Annotated in this window: 10 protein-coding genes; 5 read left to right on the forward strand and 5 right to left on the reverse strand. The window is 74.3% G+C overall.

From position 1 onward, the window contains the following. Window positions 1–12 precede the first annotated feature (12 nt). From CP984_RS38045 to CP984_RS38060, 4 genes are all read left to right on the forward strand, one after another. Window positions 13–921: a LysR family transcriptional regulator gene (locus CP984_RS38045; protein ID WP_003981456.1), complete on the forward strand. Its 909-nt coding sequence runs from the start codon at window positions 13–15 to the stop codon at window positions 919–921. A 139-nt stretch (window positions 922–1,060) separates the two neighbouring features. Beyond that, window positions 1,061–7,258: a non-ribosomal peptide synthetase gene (locus CP984_RS38050; protein WP_003981455.1), complete on the forward strand. Its 6,198-nt coding sequence runs from the start codon at window positions 1,061–1,063 to the stop codon at window positions 7,256–7,258. Window positions 7,259–7,294: 36 nt separating this feature from the next. Further along, on the forward strand, window positions 7,295–12,901 hold the full coding sequence (locus CP984_RS38055; protein WP_003981454.1) for a condensation domain-containing protein: 5,607 nt from the start codon (window positions 7,295–7,297) through the stop codon (window positions 12,899–12,901). Then, on the forward strand, window positions 12,898–13,896 hold the full coding sequence (locus CP984_RS38060) for a 3-oxoacyl-ACP synthase (RefSeq protein ID WP_030179244.1): 999 nt from the start codon (window positions 12,898–12,900) through the stop codon (window positions 13,894–13,896). Before CP984_RS38055 ends, CP984_RS38060 begins: the two co-directional genes overlap by 4 nt. A gap of 32 nt (window positions 13,897–13,928) precedes the next feature. On the opposite strand, the gene CP984_RS38065 is transcribed toward CP984_RS38060, so the two are convergent. From CP984_RS38065 to CP984_RS38085, 5 genes are all read right to left on the reverse strand, one after another. Further along, entirely contained in the window at window positions 13,929–14,867 is a 939-nt protein-coding gene (locus CP984_RS38065) for an ANTAR domain-containing protein (RefSeq protein WP_003981452.1), read from the reverse strand. A gap of 216 nt (window positions 14,868–15,083) precedes the next feature. Next, a complete protein-coding gene (locus CP984_RS38070) occupies window positions 15,084–15,758 on the reverse strand; it encodes a hypothetical protein (protein WP_003981451.1) in 675 nt (224 codons plus the stop codon). Further along, a complete protein-coding gene (locus CP984_RS38075; RefSeq protein ID WP_003981450.1) occupies window positions 15,755–16,711 on the reverse strand; it encodes a WXG100 family type VII secretion target in 957 nt (318 codons plus the stop codon). The genes CP984_RS38070 and CP984_RS38075 overlap by 4 nt, the downstream gene beginning before the upstream one ends. Continuing rightward, window positions 16,711–17,022 carry a hypothetical protein gene (locus CP984_RS38080; RefSeq protein WP_003981449.1) on the reverse strand — a complete coding sequence of 104 codons (312 nt, stop codon included), beginning with the start codon at window positions 17,020–17,022 and terminating at the stop codon, window positions 16,711–16,713. Before CP984_RS38080 ends, CP984_RS38075 begins: the two co-directional genes overlap by 1 nt. A 136-nt stretch (window positions 17,023–17,158) precedes the next feature. Beyond that, window positions 17,159–19,954 (reverse strand): helix-turn-helix transcriptional regulator, encoded by a 2,796-nt coding sequence (locus CP984_RS38085; RefSeq protein WP_003981448.1) that lies wholly within the window; start codon window positions 19,952–19,954, stop codon window positions 17,159–17,161. A 195-nt stretch (window positions 19,955–20,149) separates the two neighbouring features. On the opposite strand from CP984_RS38085, the gene CP984_RS38090 reads away from it, so the two are divergent. Further along, on the forward strand, window positions 20,150–20,908 hold the full coding sequence (locus tag CP984_RS38090) for a hypothetical protein (protein WP_003981447.1): 759 nt from the start codon (window positions 20,150–20,152) through the stop codon (window positions 20,906–20,908). The last annotated feature ends 4 nt before the right edge of the window (window positions 20,909–20,912 follow it).

A 20,912-nucleotide genomic window follows, 5' to 3' on the forward strand; every position in this document is an offset into this window, starting at 1 on the left:
TTGAATCACCGCATGATCGATCTGCGGCTGCTCCAGACGCTGCGCGTGCTGCATGCCCAGGGGACGGTGACGGCCACGGCACGGGCCCTGCACCTGTCGCCGTCCGCGGTCTCCGAGCAACTGCGCCAACTGGCCCGGCAGGTGGGCGCGGACCTGCTGGAGCGGGACGGGCGCCGGCTGCGCCTCACCGAGGCCGGGCACGTGCTGCTGAGCCACGCCGACGCGCTGACCGCGCAGTGGGAGCGGGTGCGCGCGGATCTCAGCCGGCACGACGCCAGTCCGTACCGCACCCTGCGCGTCGGCGGATTCGCCACCAGCGTGGGCCCCCTGCTGGCGCCCGCGGCACAGGCGCTGCTGCGCGAACCCCGCCCGGTCCGGGCGCTGCTCACCGAGACCGAGACCGACCGGTGCTACCGGCAACTCCTGTCCGGGGAACTGGACATCGCCGTGGTGACCCCGCTGTCCGGCAGCCCGTCGTCGGACGATGCCCGCTTCGACCAGCAGCCGCTGCTCGACGAGGCGCAGGATCTCGCGGTGCCGTCGGGTCACCCCCTCGCCGGGCGCGACCACGTCGAACTGGCCGACGCCGCCGGGGAGGACTGGATCTCCGCCCACCACGACCAGGATCACCTGGCCCGGGCGCTGTGCACGGCCGCCGGCTTCGCGCCCCGGATGACCCACCACGCGAACGCCTGGCACGCCGTCCTCGACATGGTGGCCCACGGCCTCGGCGTCTGCCTCGTCCCGCGCCTGGTCTCCTGCGCGGCGCACGCGGGCGTGGTACGCGTACCCGTACACGGCGACCCCCGGCCGCTGCGCCGCGTCCTGACCTGCGTACGCCGCGGCAGCCACGAACAGGAGGGCATCGCCCGCGGCCTCGCGGCACTGCGGGCCCGCGCCGCCCAGGTGCCGGCCGGCTGAACCGTCCACCTCAATTAGGCGCGGAAAAGTGCCCAGTTGGACGTCCCCTTTCGCCGCACCGCGCTGGATAACATGACCGGGATGTTGTGCTGAGCGATCGCAGAGCGGAGCGGGGGCCGCGCGCATGGGAAAGCCGGAATTGGCTGACATCTGGCCGCTGACCGCCATGCAGACGGGCATGTTCTTCCATGCCGGTTATGACCCGGGGGCCACCGACATCTACCGCAGTCAGACGGCCCTGGATTTCGAAGGGCCGCTCGACCTGGGAATGCTGCGTTCCGCATTGCAGCGGCTGATACGGCGGCACCCGCCGTTGCGCGCGGGATTCCGTACGCTGGATTCCGGGGAAACCGTACAGTTCGTGCTGCGCGAGGCCGAGGTCCCCTGGACGGAAATCGACTTGAGTGCGGCGGGCGATTCCGTTCTGCGGGAGGTGACGGAGCGGGAATGGCGGCGCCGGTTCGACCTCGCCGAATCGCCGCTGCTGCGGGTCACGGTGTTACGGCTCGCCGGTGGGCGTCACCGCGTTCTGCTGGGTCTGCATCACATTCTCTGCGACGGCTGGTCCATCGCGATTCTGCTCGACGAATGGATGACGCTGTACGAGCACGCCGGGGACCCCGCCTGCCTGCCGCCGGTGACGCCCTACGCCACGTACATGTCCTGGCTGGGCGCCCGGGACCGGGCCGCCGCTCTCGCGGCCTGGCGGCAGGCGCTCGCGGGCGTCCGGCCCACGCTGGTCGCGGCGGGCAAGGGGACCCGTGCGCCGACGGACCCGGCCGAGGTCCCGGTCGGTCTCACCGCGCCGCTGGCCGCCCGGCTGGAACGGCAGGCGCGCCGCCTCGGCGTGACGGTGAGCACCCTGGTCCGCGGCGCGTGGGGCATCCTGCTCGGCAGGCTGACCGGCCGCGACGACGTGGTATTCGGCACGACCGCCGCGGGTCGCCCGCCGGAGGTGCCGGGCATCGAGCACATGGTCGGGATGTTCATCAACACGCTGCCGGTACGGGCGCGTTGGGGCGAGCGGGAGCCGCTGGCGGACTTCCTGCGCAGGCTGTCCGCCGAGCAGGCCGCGCTGCTGCCGCACGAGCACCTCGGCCTGTCGGAGCTGCACCATCTCACCGGCACCCGGGAACTGTTCGACACGCTGGTGGTCTACCAGAACCTCCCACAGGAGATGCCGTCCGGCGACCTCGGCCACGGGGTGCGGCTCGGCGCGGTCACCGGGCGGTCCGCGGCCCACTACCCCCTCGTCCTGAACGCGCTGCCCGGCGACTTCCGGCTCACCTACCGGCCGGACCTCTTCGCCCGGGACGCGGCCGAGGCGGTGGCGGCCCGCCTGCTGCGGGTGCTGGAACAGCTCGCGGACGACACCTCGGTGCGGCCCGCGCAGATCGACGCGCTGCTGGCCGGCGAGCGCGAGCGGCTGACGACGGGGGTCAACGTCGGCCCGCCCGGCGTGACGGGGGAGACGGTGACCGGCGCCTTCGCGCGGGTGGTGGCGCGGTGCCGGGACCGGGCGGCCGTCGTCGGCGGAGGCGCGGAGCTGACGTACGGCGAGCTGGACCGGCGGGCGGATGCCGTCGCGCGATTCCTGAGGGCTCGCGGGGTGGGGGAGGGGGACCGGGTGACGGTGCGGCTGCCCCGGTCCCCGGAGCTGGTGGCCGTGCTGCTCGGCGTCGTCAAGGCGGGGGCGGCGTACGTGCCCGTGGACCCGGCCGGCCCGCCGGGGCGTACCGGCCTGATGACCGGCAACGCGGCGGCGGCCTTCGAGGTGACCGGGGCCGACCTGGCGGACGCCCTCGCCGGTACGGGCGGCACGGGGCCCGTACCGGCACGGGTGACGGCGGACTCGGCGTTCTCCGTGCTCCACACCTCCGGGTCCACCGGGGAGCCCAAGGGCGTGACGGCGACCCACGGCGGCGTCGCGTCGCTGGCGGCGGACCCCTGCTGGGGCGACTGCGCCACCGGCCGGATGCTCTTCCACGCCCCGCACACCTTCGACGCCTCCTTCCTGGAGATCTGGGTGCCGCTGCTGAACGGCGGCTGCGTCGTCGTGGCCCCCGCCGGCGTCGCCGACTCCGACCTGCTGACGGGCCTGGTCGCCGACGCGGGCCTGACGGCGGTCCACCTGACGGCCGGTCTGTTCCGGGTGCTGGCCCAGGAGACCCCGGAGTGCCTGGCCGGTCTGCGGCACGTCCTGACCGGCGGCGACGTGGTGCCCGCCGAGGCCGTGGCCCGCGTCGCCCGCGTCTGCCCGGACGTGGAGATCCGCCACCTGTACGGTCCCACCGAGACCACCCTGTGCGCGACCGTCCACCGGCTCCGGCCGGGCGCCCCCGTGCCGGAGCCCCTGCCGCTGGGCGGCCCGCGCTCCGGCGTCCGCCTGTACGTCCTGGACGGCGGGCTGCGGCCCGCACCGGCCGGCGTCCCGGGCGAGCTGTACGTGGCCGGGTCCGGCGTCGCACGTGGCTATCTGCACCGGCCTGCACTCACCGCCGATCGGTTCGTCGCCTGCCCTTACGGCGGGCGCATGTACCGCACCGGCGACCTCGTGCGCTGGAACGCCGACGGGCACCTGGAGTTCCTCGGCCGCACCGACGACCAGGTCAAGATCCGCGGCTACCGCGTCGAGCCGGACGAGACGGCCGCCGTCCTGGCCCGCTGCCCGGAGGCCGCCCAGGCGACGGTCGCCGTACGGGAGGACACCCCCGGGCACAAGCGGCTGGTTGCCTACGTCGTCCCCGCGCGCCCCGGCGCCCCGGTCGCCGACGCCGTCCGGCGGTTCGCGGCCGCCCACCTGCCGGAGTATCTGCGGCCCGCCGCGACCGTCGTCCTGGAACGGCTCCCGCTGACCCGGAACGGCAAGGTCGACCGGGCGGCCCTGCCCGCGCCGGACCCGGCGCCCGAGGCCGCCGACGGCCGGGCGGGCACGCCGCAGGAGGACCTCCTGTGCTCCCTGTTCGCCCAGGTGCTCAAGGCGCCCAGGGTCCGCCCGGACGACAGCTTCGTCACGCTCGGCGGCGACTCGCTGCTGGCCACCCGGCTCGCGAGCCGCATCCGTACCGTACTGGGCGTCGAAGTCTCCAACCGCATGCTGTTCGAGCATCCGACCCCGGCCCGGCTCGTCCGGCGCCTGGACCGGCTCGGCGCGGCGCGCCCGGCGGTGACCCCCGCCGTGCGGCCCACCCCGCTGCCCATGTCCTCCGCCCAGCAGCGGATGTGGTTCCTCGACCGGCTGGAGGGCCCGGACAGCGTCAACAACATCACGCTGTGCCTGCGGCTGTGCGGCACACTGGACCGGGCCGCGCTGGAGGCCGCCTGGCGTGACACGGCCGTACGGCACGAGACGCTGCGCACGGTCTACGGGGAGGCGGACGGCGCCCCGTACCAGGAGATCCTGGCGGAGGCCGACGTACGCCTGCCGACTGTGGACGTGCCCGAGCAGCGATTGCAGGACGCGCTCGCCGCCGAAGCGGGCCGGGGCTTCGACCTCACGGCCGCCCCGCCGTGGCGCGTCACCCTGTTCGCGACCGGGCCCGGCGAACACGTACTGCTCGTGGTGCTGCACCACATCTGCGCCGACGGCTGGTCGCTCGGCATCCTCGCCCGGGACCTGTCGGCCGCGTACACGGCACGCGTCGAAGGACACGCCCCGGACCGGCCGCCGCTGCCCGTGCAGTACGCGGACTTCACGCTGTGGCAGCGCGAGCTGCTGGCGGACGAGGAGGACCCGGCGAGCCTGTTCGGCAGCCAGCTCGCCTACTGGACCGGGGCCCTCGCGGACCTGCCGAACGAGCTGGACCTGCCCGCCGACCGGCCGCGCCCGGCCACCGCGAGCCACCGCGGCCGGACCCTGGCCGTCCGCACACCGGCCCGCACCCACCGGCGCCTGCTGGAGGTCGCCCGGGAGTGCGGCGCGACCCTGTCGATGGTGACGCAGGCGGCGTCGGCGGTGCTCTTCTCCCGGCTGGGCGCGGGCGACGACATCCCGTTCGGCGCGCCGGTCGCGGGCCGGGTCGACGAAGCCCTGGACGACCTGGTGGGCTGCTTCCTGAACACGCTGGTGCTGCGCACGGACGTACGCGGCAACCCCACGTTCGCCGAACTGACCGCCCGGGTACGCGAGGCCGACCTCGCCGCCTACAGCCACCAGGACCTGCCGTTCGACCGCCTGGTGGAGGTGCTGAACCCCGACCGGTCGCTGTCCCGGCAGTCGCTGTTCCAGCTCGGCTTCGCCTTCCAGAACACCCCGGACACCGCGCTCTCCTTCGCCGGGCTGACCGCGTCCCCCGAGCCGTGCGCGATCTCCTCGACCCGCTTCGACCTTTCGCTTCTGCTGCGCGAGGATCACGACGCGGACGGCGCTCCGGCGGGCCTGGTCTGCCATCTGGAGTACGCCACCGACCTGTTCGACGCGGACACCGTACGGACCGTGGCGGACCGCCTGGTCCGCGTGCTGGAGCAGGTCGCGGACGATCCGTACGGACGGATCGGCGACCTTGACGTACTGGACGAGACCGAACACCACCGGCTGGTCATGGGCTGGAACGACACCGAACGCCCGCTGCCGGACGGCACGTTCATGGACCTCTTCCGGGCGCAGGCGGCCCGCACCCCGGACGCGGTGGCGCTGCGCTGCGGCTCCGACACCGTTCCGTACGCCGAACTGGACGCGCGGACCGACCGGTTGGCGCGGTACCTGGTCGGCAAGGGAGTCGGACCCGAGACGCGGGTCGGGCTGTGCCTGCCGCGCGGGGTGGACATGATCGCGGCGATGCTGGCCGTGTGGAAGGCGGGCGGCGCGTATGTGCCGCTGGACCCGGACTACCCCGCCGAGCGGCTCGCGTACATGGTGGCCGACAGCGGCGCGGCCCTCGTCCTCGGTACGGCCGGCACGTCGGCCGGTATCCCGCCCGGACCGGCGGTCGTGGAGCTGGACGCGGTGGCGGAAGTCATCGACGGTGAGTCCGCGGCGCCGCGCCAGCAAGTCGTGAACCTGGACCAGTTGGCGTACGTGATCTACACGTCCGGTTCGACGGGACGGCCCAAGGGCGTGGCCGTCCCGCACCGCGGCGTGGTCAACCTCGCCATGGCGCTGCGGCCGGTGCTCGGCGCGGGCGAAGGCGTGGTGGGGCTGCAGTTCGCGTCGTTCAGCTTCGACGCGGCCGTGATGGACGTGGCGGTCACGCTGGCCGCCGGCGGCACCCTGGTCATCGCCACCGGCCCGGAACGCACCGATCCCGAGGCGCTGGCCCGCCTGGTCGGCTCGTACAGCGTCAGCACGGTGTGCATGGTGCCGTCCCTGCTCGCCATGCTCGACCCGGCGGCCCTGCCCGGGATACGGAACCTGGTCGTGGGCGCCGAGCGGCTGCCCGCCGACCTGGCGAGCCGGTGGGCGGGGCGTACGCGGATGTGGAACACCTACGGCCCCACCGAGGCCACCGTGATCAGCACCGCCACCCGCGTCGCCCCGGACACCGGCCCCGGGGACCGGCCGCCGCCGATCGGCCGCCCGGTCGGCAACGTCCGCGCGTACGTGCTCGACGCCGCCCTGCGCCCGGTCCCCGCCGGGGTGACCGGCGAGCTCTACACCACCGGTCCCGGCCTGGCCCGCGGCTACGTCAACCGGCCCGCCGCGACCGCGGAACGGTTCGTGGCCTGCCCGTACGGCGGACGCATGTACCGCACCGGCGACCTGGTGCGGTGGGACGCCGACGGCGGGCTGGAATTCCTGGGACGGGCCGACGACCAGGTCAAGATCCGCGGGTTCCGGGTCGAGCCGGGTGAGATCGAGGCGGTGCTCACCGCGCACCCGGCCGTCGCCCGGGCTGTGGTGACCGCCCGCGTGGACCGCACCGGCGACCGGCAGCTGATCGGCTACGTCGTCCCGGCGGAGCGCGCCGACGCGGACCCGCAACTGCTGCGCGACCACGTGGCCCGGTTCCTGCCGGGGCACCTCGTCCCGGCGGCGATCGTGCCCCTCGAAGCGCTCCCGCTGACCCCGAACGGCAAGACCGACCGGGCCGCGCTGCCCGCCCCGGACCGCGTACGCCCGCAGGCCGACCGCGGCCCCCGTACCGCCACCGAACGCGCCGTCCACCACATCTGGTGCCAGGTGCTCGGCCGCCCGGAGTTCGGCATGCGGGAGAAGTTCTTCGACGCGGGCGGCACCTCGCTGAAGCTGATGGCCGTACGCAGCGAACTCGCCCGGCTCAGCGGCCGGAACCTGCCGGTCGCGCTGTTCTTCGAGCACTCGACCATCGAGGCGATGGCCGAGACCGTCGACCGCCGCGGGACGGCCCCGGTGGACGACGGCCTCAGCCACGAGCTGTAGCGCGGACCTGACCGCCCGGAGAATCGGAGAAGACACATGAGGACGGGTGACGTCGCGATCATCGGGGCTGCCGGGATCTTTCCCGACGCGGCGGACCTGGAGACGTTCCACGACAATCTGCGCGCGGGCCGCGACAGCGTCGGCAGGCCGGGACGCGACCGGCTGCACCCCGGCGACGACCCCGGCGAACGCTATCTCGCCATGGGATACCTGGACCGGATCGACCTGTTCGACCACGAGCTGTTCGGCATCCCGCGGCGCGAGGCCGAACTGATGGACCCGCACCAGCGATTACTGCTCCAGCTCACCCACCAGGCCATCGAATCCGCCGGGTACGCCCCGGCCGCGCTGCGCGGCTCGGCCGCCTCGGTCCTGCTCGCCGCCGTGGAAACCGGCCCCGATTGGGTCGCGGAGACCGACCGGGACGTGGTCCAGCTGCTCGGCACGTCCACGGCCGCGCTCGCCGCCCGCCTCAGCTACCTCTTCGACCTCCAGGGACCCGCCCTGGTGGTGGACACCGCGTGCAGCAGCGGGCTGACCGCGGTGCACCTCGCGGTCCGGCAACTGCGCACCGGGGAGGCGCCGCTGGCCATCGTCGGCGGCGTCAACCTGCTGCCCCCGCCGGTCAGGAAGGCCGACTGGACACCGCTGCCGGGTCTGGAGTCGAGCGACGAGCGGTGCCGCCCGTTCGACGCCGACGCCAACGGCATGACCGCGGGGGAGGGCGGCGGCATCGTCGTACTGAAACTGCTGTCCGAAGCGCTCGCCGACGGCGACAACGTACGGGCCGTCCTCAAGGGTGTCGCCGTCAACCACAACGGCTACCGCGCCGCCACCATGGCCGCGCCGAGCCAGACGGCCCAGGCCGCCGTGCTGGCCGAGGCATGGCGGGACGGGGAGGTCGGGGCGGAGACCATCGGCTACGTCGAGTGCCACGGCTCCGGCACCCCGCTCGGCGACGTGGTCGAGGTGGACGCGCTGCGCCGGGCGTTCACCGCCGCGGGCGTGACCGCCCGGCAGTGCGCGATCGGCTCGGTCAAGGCCAACATCGGGCACCTCGGCAACGTGGCGGGCATCGCCGGGCTGTTCAAGGTCATGGCGGCGCTGCGGCACGGCGTCCACTACCCGGCCGTCAACTTCACCGCCCCCAACCCGCTGATCGACTTCACCGGCCCGGTGTACGTGAACGACGCGCCCCGCCCCTGGCCGGACGCGCCGACCGTACGCCGCGCCGGGCTGAGCAGCTGGGGCATGACCGGCACCAACGTGCACGCCGTACTGGAACAGGCACCCCCCGCCGCCCCCGATCCGGCAGCCGCGCCGGGAGCCGAACTGGTCACCGTCTCGGCCCGTTCGGCCACCGCCCTGGACCGCTACCGCACCCGCCTGGCTGCCTTCGCCGAGCAGACCGGCCAGCCCCTGCGGGCCGTCGCGCACGCGCTCAACCGGGGCCGTGACGACCATCCGTACCGGCTGGCGGTGACCGCCACGACGATCGGCGAACTGGCCGTACGGCTGCGCGCGGCCACCGCCCCCGAGGCGCCCGCGCCCGACGCGCCGCGGCCGGTCCTGCTGTTCTCCGGGGACGCGCTCCTCGACGACGCGGCCTGGGCCCGGCTGTGCGCGGACTTCCCCGTACCGGCCGGCTGCGCGGAACTCGACGCCGCGACCACCGACCCGGCGGGCCGCACCGTCGTCCGGCAGTACGCCCTCCACCACGTGGCCGAGTCGCTGGGGCTCACGGACATCGGCCTGATCGGCTCCGGGGCGGGCAACCTCGCCGTCCGCGCCGTACGGGGCAGGCTCACGCTCGCCGAAGCCGTCGCCGAGGCCGCCGGGCAGCGGCCGGACCCGGCACCCGACCGGGCGCGGCTGGAGCCGGTGGCGGCGGGGCTGGCCCGCGACGGAGCCCTGCTCGTGGCGCTCGCCGGCGGGGGTGTTCTCGCGCGCGAGATCGGCGCCCTCGCCCCGGACCTGACCGTCGTGGACCTCGCCGCCGACGGCTCCCGCGCCGAGGTCCTGGCCTCCCTCGGCCGCCTCTACGCCCTCGGTGCCGCCCTCGACTGGGAGCGCCACTACCGGGGCACCGGCATCCGGCGCATCGAGGCACCGACATACCCCTTCGAGCCGACCCGCTGCCCGTTCGGCCGCCCCCGCACCGAGCCGCCCGCCCCCTCCCGCCCGGCCGGGGCCGCCGCCGCGCCGTCCGGCCTCGCGGAGACCGAACGGCGCGTCGCCGCGGTCTGGGCGGACCTGCTCGACCGGCCCGACGCCGGGCCCGACTCCGACTACTTCATGCTCGGCGGCACCTCCCTCGTCGGCGTCGGCCTGCTGCGCCGCCTCCAGCAGGATTTCGGCGTACCGGTGACCTTCGCCGACCTGTACGCCCACACCACGGTCCGCGCCCTCGCCCGGCGGCTGCACGAACTGAGCGCCGAAGCGGGGGAAGCCGGGGCCGCCGGGGGACCGGACGACCTGCCGATACCCCGGATCGGGCGCGACGGCCCGCTGCCGCTGTCCTTCGGCCAGGAACCCCTGTGGTACCTCGACCAGGTCAACCCGGGCAGCCCGCTCTACAACGTCCCCGCGCCCCTGCACCTGACCGGCCCGCTGGACACGGCCGCTCTCCAGGACGCGCTGACCGACATGGCCGCCCGGCACGAGGTGCTGCGCAGCGCCTTCCTGACCGACGCCGACAGCGCGCCGTACGTGACGTTCACCGCGCCCGAACCGCTCCTCGCCGTCCTGGACGTGAGCCGGATGCCCGGGGAACAGCGCGGTCCGCGCGTCCGCACCCTCATCCGGGACGCCGTCGCGCAGCCCTTCGACCTCACCCGCGACACCCTGCTGCGGGCGCTGCTCATCAAGCGGGCCGAGGCGGACCACGTCCTCGTCCTGACCTTCCACCACACCGTCTTCGACGGCGGCTCCACCGCGCTGTTCACCCGTGACCTCGCCGAGTTCTACCGGGCCCGCAGCACCGGCACCCCGGCCCGCCTGCCCGAACTGCCCGTCCAGTACCAGGACTACGCCGCCTGGCAGCGCTCCCTGCCGGACGGAGCGCGCTGGCGGCGCAGCCTGGACTTCTGGCGCGCGGAGCTGACCTGTCTGGACCGCCCCGAACTGCCGCTGGACCGCCCCCGCCCGGACGTCCAGTCGTACGACGGCGAAGTGCTCCCCTTCCTCGTCGACGCGGAGAACGCCGAGCGGGTACGGGAGTACAGCCGCCGGCACGGGGTCACGACCTTCGTCACCATGCTCGCCGTGCTCGACGCGCTGGTGCACCGGTGGTCCGGGCACCGCGACATCGTCATCGGCGTCGCCACCTCCGGGCGCGTCCACCCCGACATCCAGGATGTCCTGGGCTACTTCAACAACCTCCCGCCGTTCCGTACCGACACCACCGCGGACCTGACGTTCGACGAACTGGTCCGGCGGTGCGCCGGCACCGTCGCGGGCGTCCTGGACCACGAGGAGATCCCGGTCAGCCAGATCGTCTCGGCGGCAGGCGCCCGGCGCGACCTCGCCCGGCACCCGCTGTACGACGTGACGTACACCTACCAGAACGTGCCGCAGTACGAAGGCGGCCTGGCCGGAGTGGAGATCACCCGGTACGCGGACACCGACATCGGCGGTGTGGTGCCCGGCACCGCGAAGTTCGACCTGTCCTTCGGCATCGTGGACGCCGGGACCGGCCCCATGATCGGCGAACTCGACTACGCGACGGCCCTCTTCGACCGGGCCACCGCCGACCGCCTCGTACGGTGGTTCCCCGAACTGGTCGCGGCGGCGATGGCGGAGCCGGGGCGGACGCTGGGGGAGCTGGGGGCGGAAGGGGCGCAGCCGGAAGCGCGTCCGGTGCTGCACCCGGCACTTGAGCCGCCTGCCTCCGTTGAGCCGCCCGAATCGCCGCCCGACGCCGAGCCGGTCCTGCGGAAGCTGTTCGCCGACCTGGTGGGCGTGGCCACGGTCCGGCCCGACGACGACTTCTTCGTCATCGGCGGGGACTCGGTGATGTCCATCCAGCTGGTGGCCCGCGCCCGCCGCGCCGGAGTGATGATCTCGCAGCGCGATGTCTTCGAACACCGGACGGCCGCGGCGATCGCGGCGGTGGCCACGGCCGCGGCCGCACCGCCGCGCACCGAGGCGGACGAGGGGACGGACCAGCGTGTGCCGCTCACGCCGGTGATGCGGGAGTTCGCCGAACGGGCGGGGATGCCGGGGCTGTTCGCGCAGACCGTGACCGTGGCCGTCCCCGCCGGAACGGACCCCGCCGTACTGGACGCTGCTTTCCGGGCGGTACGGGCCCACCACGCGATGCTCCGGGCCCGCCTGGCGGGGGAGGAGGGCACCGACCCGGCCACCTGGGCGCTGACGGTGCCGGGAGCCGACGCGGACGGCGCGGGTCCCCACGTTCGCCGGGTGGACGCGGCAGACCTCGATCCGCGGGAGCTGGCCGGTCTCCTCGAACGGGAGGGCCGGGCCGCGGCCGGGCGGCTCGATCCCCGCGCCGGGATCACCGCGCAGCTCGTCCTGCTGGACCGCGGGACGTCCGAGGAAGGCCGTCTGCTGCTCGCCGTCCACCACCTCGTGGTCGACGTGCTGTCCTGGAAGGCCATACTGTCCGACCTGGAAACGGCGTACGAGGCGCTGGCCGCGGGCGAACCCGTAAGCCTCCCGCCCGTGCCGACCTCCTTCGGGCAGTGGGCGCGGACCCTGGCGTCACTCGCGGAAACTCCGCAGTGGCAGGCCGAACTCCCCGCTTGGGAGCGCACGTTGGCCCCCGGCGAGCCGCTGCCCGGCGGACGTCCCCTGGACCCCGGGCGCGACACTCCCGCGCATGCCGGACACGTTTCCGTATCGCTGCCGGCTCCGGTGACCGCCGCGCTGCTGACGACCGTCCCGGCGGCGTTCTACTCCGGGACCGGCGACCTCCTGCTCGCCACGCTGGCCGCCGCGGTGGCCGGATGGCGCGCGGCGCGCGGGGACGGCGCCGGGCCGGTGCTGATCGACGTGGAGGGCCACGGCCGCGAACCGCTCACCGAGGACATGGACCTGTCCCGCACGGTGGGCTGGTTCACCTGCGTCTACCCCGTACGGCTGGACCCCGGCACGACCGACCTGGCCGAGGTACGGACCGGCGGACCCGCCGCGGGACACCTCATCAAACGGATCAAGGAACAACTCGGCGTCATCCCCGGCAACGGCCTGGGCCACGGAGCCCTGCGCTACCTCGCCCCCGAAACCGGCAGCGCCCTGGCCGGGCTGGCCACCCCGTCGATCGGCTTCAACTACCTGGGCGGACTCCTCGGCGGGGAAACCACCCCGGACAGCGGCTGGCGGCTGCTCGAACTGGGCGGCGAGATCGCGGAACACACCACCCTCGGCCACGCGCTGGAGACATCCGGCACGGTCATCGACGGCCCGGCCGGACCCGAACTGCACCTCTCCGTCACGAGCTCCCGCCACCTGCTCGACGAGAACGCGGCCCGCGCCCTGTGCCAGGACTGGGCCGCCCTGCTGACCGGGCTGGTGGCGTACGCCGAGCGGCCCGGTGCGGGCGGGCATGTGCCGTCCGACTTTCCGCTGGTCGCGTTGAGTCAGCGGCAGATCGAGCAGTTGGAAGCGGGGATCGTGGAATGAGCGTTGCGTTGCGCGTCGTGGCCACTCATCTGCCGGGGCGTACCGCCGTGGCGGACCTGCCGGAGCTGGCCGAACTGGGCGCCGCGGAACGGGCGTCCTGTCTGGCCCTCGGCATCGATACGGTGGCCGTCGGCCCGGACCTGTCCGCGGTGGACCTCGCGACCCGTGCCGGGCGGCAGGCGCTCGCCGCGGCTGGGCTCGGGCCGGAACGGCTGGACGGACTGGTCCTGATCGAGTCCCGGGCGCCGGAGACGTTCTCCACCTCCGAGGCGACCCGGCTGCAACGGCTCCTCGGCGCCGACCGGGCGTGGGCGTTCTCGGTGGGCGGCCTGGGCTGCGCCTCCGTGGTGCCCGCCCTGCTCGCCGCGGCCGGGCGGCTCGCCACCGAACCGTCCGCGGCGCACATACTGGTCGCGCACGGCAGCAAACCGGTCACCGCGCGCCGCTACCGGCACCCGGTGACCGTCAACGGCGACAGCGGCCAGGCCGTCCTGGTCTCCCGGGACGGTCCGCTGCGCGTCCGCGACATCCTGCTGGAGACCAGCGGCACGTACTGGGACCTGTTCCACGTCGACTACCGGGGCCGGGCGCCGGAGCAGTGGCGCGAGGAATGCACCGACGTGCCCACGTACGCGTTCCGGCTCGCGGTGGAGTCCAGGAAGCGGATCGCGGCGCTGACCGGCCGGCTGCTGGAGCGCAACGGCCTGGACCGGGACGCGGTCTCCTGTTACGTGGGACAGAACCTGTCCACCGCCGCGCACCGGATCGTCGCCGAGTCGCTGGACGTCAAGCTCTCCGCCGCATGCACCGACAATCTGCGCGACAACGGCCATCTCGGCCCCAATGACGCCCTGTTCAACCTCGCCGCCGCCGTGGACCGCGGGGAGCTGCCCGAAGGCGGGCTGGCCGTCGTCCTCAACATGAGCCCGGCGGCGGCGTGGAGCGCGATGCTCGTGGAACACGGCGCGGGGGAGGGCGGGGCGGTCTGCCTCTGAGCCGGCCCGCCGGTGGGGCCGGGACGGCAGTCCTAGTCCGTCGGCCGTCGCCGCGGGCGTCCCCGCAATACCGTGCCGTGCCGGTGCAGCTCTTCCAGGGCGTCGAGCATGATGGTGCGCTGGTGCCAGTCGAGCCACCGGCCGGCCTCCGCGCCCATCCCGTCCAGGGCGGTGGCCTCCGCGCGCGTGAGTTCCTGGTGCCGGCCGGGGAGGTGGAGGGAGTACACGCCGACGGTACGGCCGGCGGCCGAGAGCATCGGGATGCTGTGCACGGTGCGGGAGCCGACCGCGAGGATCATCTCGCGGGCCGGTTCGCTCAGCGTCCGGTCGGTGGAGACGTCGGAGAGGACGCGGACCCGGCGCCGGGCGGCGAGGGAGCAGGGCGTGCCCTCCTCGACCACGGCGAAGTAGTCCAGGAACTCCTCGCTGAGGCCGCGGTGCTGCTCCATCCGCAGCCCGATCGCCGGCTCCAGCGACTGGAGGTCGGCCATGGTGGTGTCGGTGACCGTCAGCGCCTGGTGCAGCACCTGCTTCAGGACGGTGCTGCGGTTGACCTTGTCCGGCCGGTGGCCGGGCAGGAACCGCAGCGCCGGCGGCATCCGGCCGGACCGGCCGGGGAACCACAGGCCCCGGTCGTCGTCGGGGCGGGGCACGGACACCACGGCGGACGCCAGGGCCCGCAGCTTCAGATTGTGCTGTTGTGAACAGCGCTTCATCAGCTCGAACGCGCTCTCCGCGTCCGGCAGCCGGTAGCGCTCCTGGAGCATGCCCTGCGCCTGGGAGACCAGTGGATGCGCGACGAGCTTGCCGCGCAGGTCGCGTACCTCGCGGCGGAGCCGGTCCAGCTCCGCCTGCCGGTCGTCCTCCGGGCTGTCGTCCCGGCTGCCGTCCGGGCCGCCGTTCGCGCTGGGGGCCACGGCGGCCGCGTCCGGCACGTACGCTGAGGACGGTGAGTCCTCCGGGTCCTGCATGGCTTCTTCTCCCGGGTAGGGTCCGTTACCGGGGCGCCGGGAGCAGACAGTGGGCGACGGGCCACCGGCAGCCCGGAAGGCGCCTCGACTTGCGAACCTAACCCATTCGGCGGTGGTGTCCCGCATGGCGCGGGGCTTTCGGAGCCGTTGTGGTGCGAGCCACTCGGCCTCCCGGCGACGGGCCGGACCGTGCCTCCGCCGGGCGGACCGGGCCGCTCAGGGCCTCGGGTCGGTGTGGCGCAGCCGGTGCGAAAACGCCTCCACGAGTGAGCCCCAGCCGCCGAGGGGGAGGAACACCGTCACCCACGACCCGTCGGCGAAGCCGATCTCGTGTGTGCCGTGCCGTACGTCCTTGCGGTCCCGCAGCCAGGCGATGTCCTGACGGGCGACGGCGTAGGCGGGCTCGGCGGCGTCCGCCACCTTCTTGCCGTCCGAGGTGAGCCGGACGCGCATCACGTGCAGGCCGCCCCCGGTGAGCAGCATCACCGACAGGTACTTCTCCTCCGTACGCGGGCGCAGCGCCGCCGCCAGCCGCCCGGCGGCGCTCTCCCAGCCGCCGTGCCACTGCGCGCTGCGGTCCTCGCCCCGCCGGTCCCAGGCGTCCATCGCCGCGTTGAAGGGATTGATCCGGTCCAGCGCCAGATCGACCCGCTCCGCGCCGTTCAGCAGCCGGTCGGTGGCCCTGGGCCGGAGGCCGAACGCGTCCACCCGGTACGGCTTCGGCGGCTGCGGCACCCGCTCACCGGGCTCGACGGTGTGCCCGTCCACCACCGTCTCGCCGGGCGGCAGCAGCGCCGCCGCCCGCGCCTTGGCCTCGCGGAGCAGCGCGTGCCGGTCGGGCGGCGCCACCCATGCCTTGAGCCCGGACCAGAGTGCCTCGCCGATCCTCACCCGAACGCCTCCCGGACGGACTTCTTGGCCTGGTCGGGATGCTGCCCCATGCGCTCGTCGAAGCTCTGCGACGGCGGGCGCCTGCCGTACTCGTACGCCTCTTCCGCGAGCCCGGGGCCGTTCTCCGCGGCGGAGCCCGTCACGGCGCCGCCGATGTCGACGCCGAGCACGCCCTTGGTGATCTTCTTGCCCTGCTTCCACGCCATGTACTGGGCGATGTCGGATATCTCGGGCCGTTCGCCGCGCAGGAGGTTGCCGGCGATCCGCTTCCGCGCGCCCTTCCACTCCTTGATTTTCGCCCGGTCCAGCCCGCGCAGGTACCGGCGCAGCCGGGAGAGCTTGGCCAGGGCCCGCGTCTGCCGGGCGATGTCGGCGAGCTTGTCGGCCAGCTTCGCCGCGATACGGGTCGCCTTGGCCGCCCGGTACGCCACGTTCGCCGCGCCCGCGAGCGGGCCGATCGCCGCCGCCGCGCCCGCCGTGAGCACCGACAGGATCGCCGTGGTCGCGGCGGTGACCATCAGCGCCTCGACGATCTCCACCAGCAGGTCCGTCATCGCCTGCTCGGCGATGACGCAGGCCGCAGCCGCCATCTCCAGCAGCTCGGCGACGGTGTCCATGTCGTCGGCCTCGCCGAGCAGCGCCTGCTCGAAGTCGGTCATGGTCTTGCCGAAGCCCTGCGCGGCCTCGCTCTCCCACACCCGCTCCACGGACTTGCGCTCGGCGACCAGGTCGGCCACCACGTCCCGCAGGTCGCGGGCCGCGTCGCGCCACTCCTGGGCGGTCTTCTCCAGCAGCTCGCTGTCGCCGGTGACCCAGTCGAACCAGTCGTCGGCGCCGCACTGCTTGAGGATGCCCTTGATGACCTCGTCGAGGGTGGCGGCGAGCGGGTTGCTCCAGTCCAGGACGTAGTTGACGCGGTCGAGCGCGCTGCCCGCCGCTTGTCCGGCGCCCATCAGGCGCCGTTCCCGAAGCCGCGCGCCGTCTCGTCCTCGTTGGCGTCGTAGTTCTCCGCTGACCCGCGCACCGCCTCGGCGATGGTGCGCAGCATCTCCGCGCTGTCCTCCAGGTCCGTACCGGACTGGTCCTTCTGGCCGATGTAGTCGGCGCGCAGGCTGTTGGCCTCCGGGAGCTGCCCGAAGGTGCCGTCCGACAGATCGAGGGTGGCCGTACGGCCGCGGATCTTCGCGATCCGGTCGGCCGCGCTCTCGGCGGCGCGCGCGTAGGCGCGCAGCGCGTCGCTCTCGACGTTGGTGCCCTGACTCATGAGACCCCCGTTGCCATTTCTTTGCCAACGCATGACACACGAGCCTCGGGCGTACGTCAATCCGGACCCTGGTCAGCGGGGGTGTTGGCCCCTTTTTCGGTGGATGTGGGAAGGGCCGCGATGGCGCGGAGCGGCGTCAGTCGACCGGTTCCGAGGAGGCCATCAGCCGCGCCAGTTCGGTCCGCGAGCGGACGCCCAGTTTCCGGTAGACGCGGGTGAGATGGGCCTCGACCGTCTTGCGGGAGACGAACAGGGAGACGGCCGCCTCGGTGTTGTTCAGGCCGCGCGCCACCGCACGCGCCACCTGGAACTCCTGCGGCGTCAGCTGCCGCAGGACGCCGTCGCGCGCTGCCGGGGCCGTCAACGGGGCGCCGGTGGCGGCCAGTTCACCGGCGGCCCGGCGGGCCCACGGCACGGCGCCCAGGCTCTCGAAGCGCGCCAGCGCCGAGGTGAGCGGGGCGCGGGCGGCGGCGGGGTGGCGGTAGCGGCGCAGCAGTTCCGCTTCGCACAGCAGCGTACGGGCCTGCTCGAACGGGTCACGGGCGCGCTGGTGCGCCGTGAGCGCGGCGGCGAACGCGGCCCGCGCCGCCTCGTACGACTCGGCCAGCAGGCCACGGCAGCGCGCGGCGGCCGCCTCCGGGGCGGCCAGTCCGGTGGCCCGCGCGCGCTCCTCCAGCCAGTCCGTGACCTCCGTGGCGCGCGCGGCGTCGCCTGCCCGTAACTGCGCTTCCGCGAGGTCGGCGGCGCACGGCACCACCGCCGGATTGCCCACCCCCTGCGCGGTGACCAGCGCGAAACTCTGCTCCAACTGGTCGGCCGCGGCGCAGTGGTCGCCGTGCGCGAGGGCCGCCAGGCCCAGCGCGGCGGTCAGGTGCGCCTCCAGGCAGCCGATGCCGTACCCGCCGATCTCCCGCCGCGCGCGGCTCACCTGCTCCTCGCACCGCACCCGGTCGCCGCGCAGCGCGTCCAGCCGTGCGAGGCAGGCCAGGCTGTAGCCGACGCAGGCGTTCTGGCCCAGCTCCTCCGCCCAGCGCAGCGCCTCGGTGGCGTCGCCGTACCCGGCGGTCCAGTGGCCGACGCGGGCCTCCAGCTCGCTGCGTACGGCCAGGGTGAACGGCAGCACACCGGGCGCGCTGTGCCGGCGGGCCGACTCCACGGCCGAGTTGAACAGCCGGCGGCTGCGGTCCCGGTCCTCGATCCAGTTCCACGCCTGCCCGGCCAGCGCGTACAACTGCTGATTGCGTACCGGATCACCCGTGCAGTGGCCGTCGGCCGCGCCCAGCATCTCCCTGCCCCGGCCGGTCTGTCCGGACAAGGCCAGCGCCGAGCCCAGCAGGGCCATGCTCAGCCAGCGGTCCGGGCCCGACTCCGAGGCCAGCTGGAAGGAGTCCTCGGCCGTACGCACCGCCGAGGCCACCCGGCCGTCCATGCTGGCGGGCACCACCGCCTCGGCGAGCAGCACACACGCCCGTACGGGATCGGTACGGCGGATGTTCTGCGCGGCCTCGACGAGGAGTTCGTAGGCGCGCGCGGGCTCGCCGTTCCAGGTGTGGATACGGCCCAGCAGTAATTCGATGTCGGCGCGCACGGCGGGCTCCGCGGTCGTGCGCAGGGCTTCCTCGCACCACTGCGAGCTGGACGCCGAGCCGCCCAGGAAGGCGTCGGACGCGGCACGGTGCAGCAGGTCCGCGCGGGCTGCCCGGTCCCCGGTGAGTTCCGCGGCGCGCCGCCAGGCGAGCGCGGACTCCTCGAACGCGCTGCGCCGGCGGGCCTCCTCCGCCGCCTCGGACAGGGCGGCGGCGGCCCGCTCGTCCGGGCCGGTGGCGGCGGAGGCCCGGTACCAGGCGTGCAGCGGGCCGCGGGTGACGTCCGCGAGGGCGCCGAACGCGGCGAGCCGGTACGCCAGCGGCGCCCGCCCCAGGACCAGCGGGCGCAGCACGGGATGGCGGAAGTCCAGCCCGTCACCGGTCGCCGTCACGAGCCCGTCCTCCTCGGCCGGGCACAGCGCCTCCAGCGACAGGCCCAGCACCGCCAGGGCCTCGCACAGCCCGGTCAGCTCCGTCGACCGGTGCGCGGCCAGCACGGTCAGCGCCTGCCGGGTGGCCTCCGGCAGCGCGCGGATACGCGCCGACCAGGCCCGCTCCAGATGCCGGCCGAGCGAGGGCGGGTTGTGCATCGGCTGCTCGCCGCGCCGCTGTTCGGGGGTCAGGGAGTGGGCGGCCTCCAGGAGGGCGAGGGGGTTGCCGCCGCTGATCTTCACCAGGTCCGTCTCCACCGCGGGCGCGGCCACGATCCCGTGCTGCCGCAGCAACTGCCCGCACTCGCTCCGCGACAGCCCGGTGACCTCGACGGACGGCAGGCTGTGCGGCACTCCAGGCTCGCCCTGGTCCTCGCGCGAGGTGAACGCGAGGGCGACCCGCTCGCCCGCCACCCGCCGCGCGACGAACAGCAGCACCCGCTGCGAGGACGGGTCGATCCACTGGAGGTCGTCGACGAGCACCGCCACCGGCCGCTTCTCGCCGAGCGCGGCCAGCACGTTCAGCGCGCCCATGCAGGCCGCGTACGGATTGGCCAGCGGCTCGCCCGACAAAGCCAGGCACGATTCCAGCGCCGCGCGCTGCACCCCGGGGAGTTCCCTGAATTCCGTATCAAACGGGAGCAACAGGTCGGCGAGGGCCGCGAACGGCAGGACCGTCTCCGACTCGATGCCGCGCGCCCACAGCGCCGCGTCCCCGGCCTGCCCGGCCGCGTACTCCAGCAGCGCCGTCTTGCCCACCCCGGGCTCGCCCCACAGCAGCAGCGCCGCGCCTCCGTCCGCCCCCGCCGCCAGCAGGTCGTCGATCAGACGGCGCTCGCGCTCACGGCCCACGAGGCCGGGGCCCGCCGGGCGGGCGGGCCGGGACCAGCCGGAAGTCCGTTGCCTGCCGTCCATGTCGCCCCCCGGGTGCCCACAGGTGCCGTACGTCGGCCCGTCCTCAGGCGCCGGGACCATCATGCTCCCGCGGGCAGCACCCCTGAAGAGCTTGCGCATATGTGGGGAGGTCCCTGAAGCGCGGGCCCGGCGCATGGGGTTGAGTGGCAGCACGCGCGGACGGAGAGCGCGGACGGCGAACTCGGGGGGCACGTCATGACAGGCTCCGCAGAACCCGGTCACCGACTGGATTCGGTCGAGATCAAGGTCACGTTCTCCGACGCGCGGGCGGAGGTGGCCGCCAAGGCTCTGGCACCGGACGACGGGGGCGTCTGGTGCCAGGTCTTCTTCTGCGAGGGGCCCCGCCGTCGGCCGGGCGAACTCCCGCTGCTGGAAGCCGGGTTGATATTGCGGCTGCGGGCGCGCCAGGACAAGGAGGGCGACTCCACGGTCAAGCTCCGGCCCTGCCGCCGGGCCCGGGTGCCCCGCCACTGGCTGGACTTCCACCGGCGCGGCGACGACGAACTCCGCCTGGAATCCGACTGGTCGGGCGAGCGGCAGGTGCTCGCGGCCTCGCTGACCCGTACCCGCGACCGCCACGACATCGACGCGGTGACCGACGGACAGCGGCCGCTGCACACCGCCTTCTCCCACGCCCAGGAAGACTTCCTGGCCGACTGCGCCGACCTGCCCGTCGACTTCCGGGAGCTGACCGTGTACGGGCCGGTGCGCGCCGAACGCTGGCGCGGCGTCCGCCACCGGCGCCACGAACTGACCGTCGAGCGCTGGTCGCTGACGCCGCACGGCGGGCCGCCGCTCGACTGGCTGGAGGTCTCCGAGCGGGTGGAGCCGGAGGGCGCGGAGGTGGTACGGGCGTCGCTGCTGGCCCTGCTGCGCCACCTGGACCTGCAGCCGGACCTCGCCCAGCAGACCAAGACCCGGCGCGTCCTGGAGGCGCTGACGAGAGACGTGTGATCGC

The organism is Streptomyces rimosus (genome assembly GCF_008704655.1).
Taxonomy (GTDB): domain Bacteria; phylum Actinomycetota; class Actinomycetes; order Streptomycetales; family Streptomycetaceae; genus Streptomyces; species Streptomyces rimosus.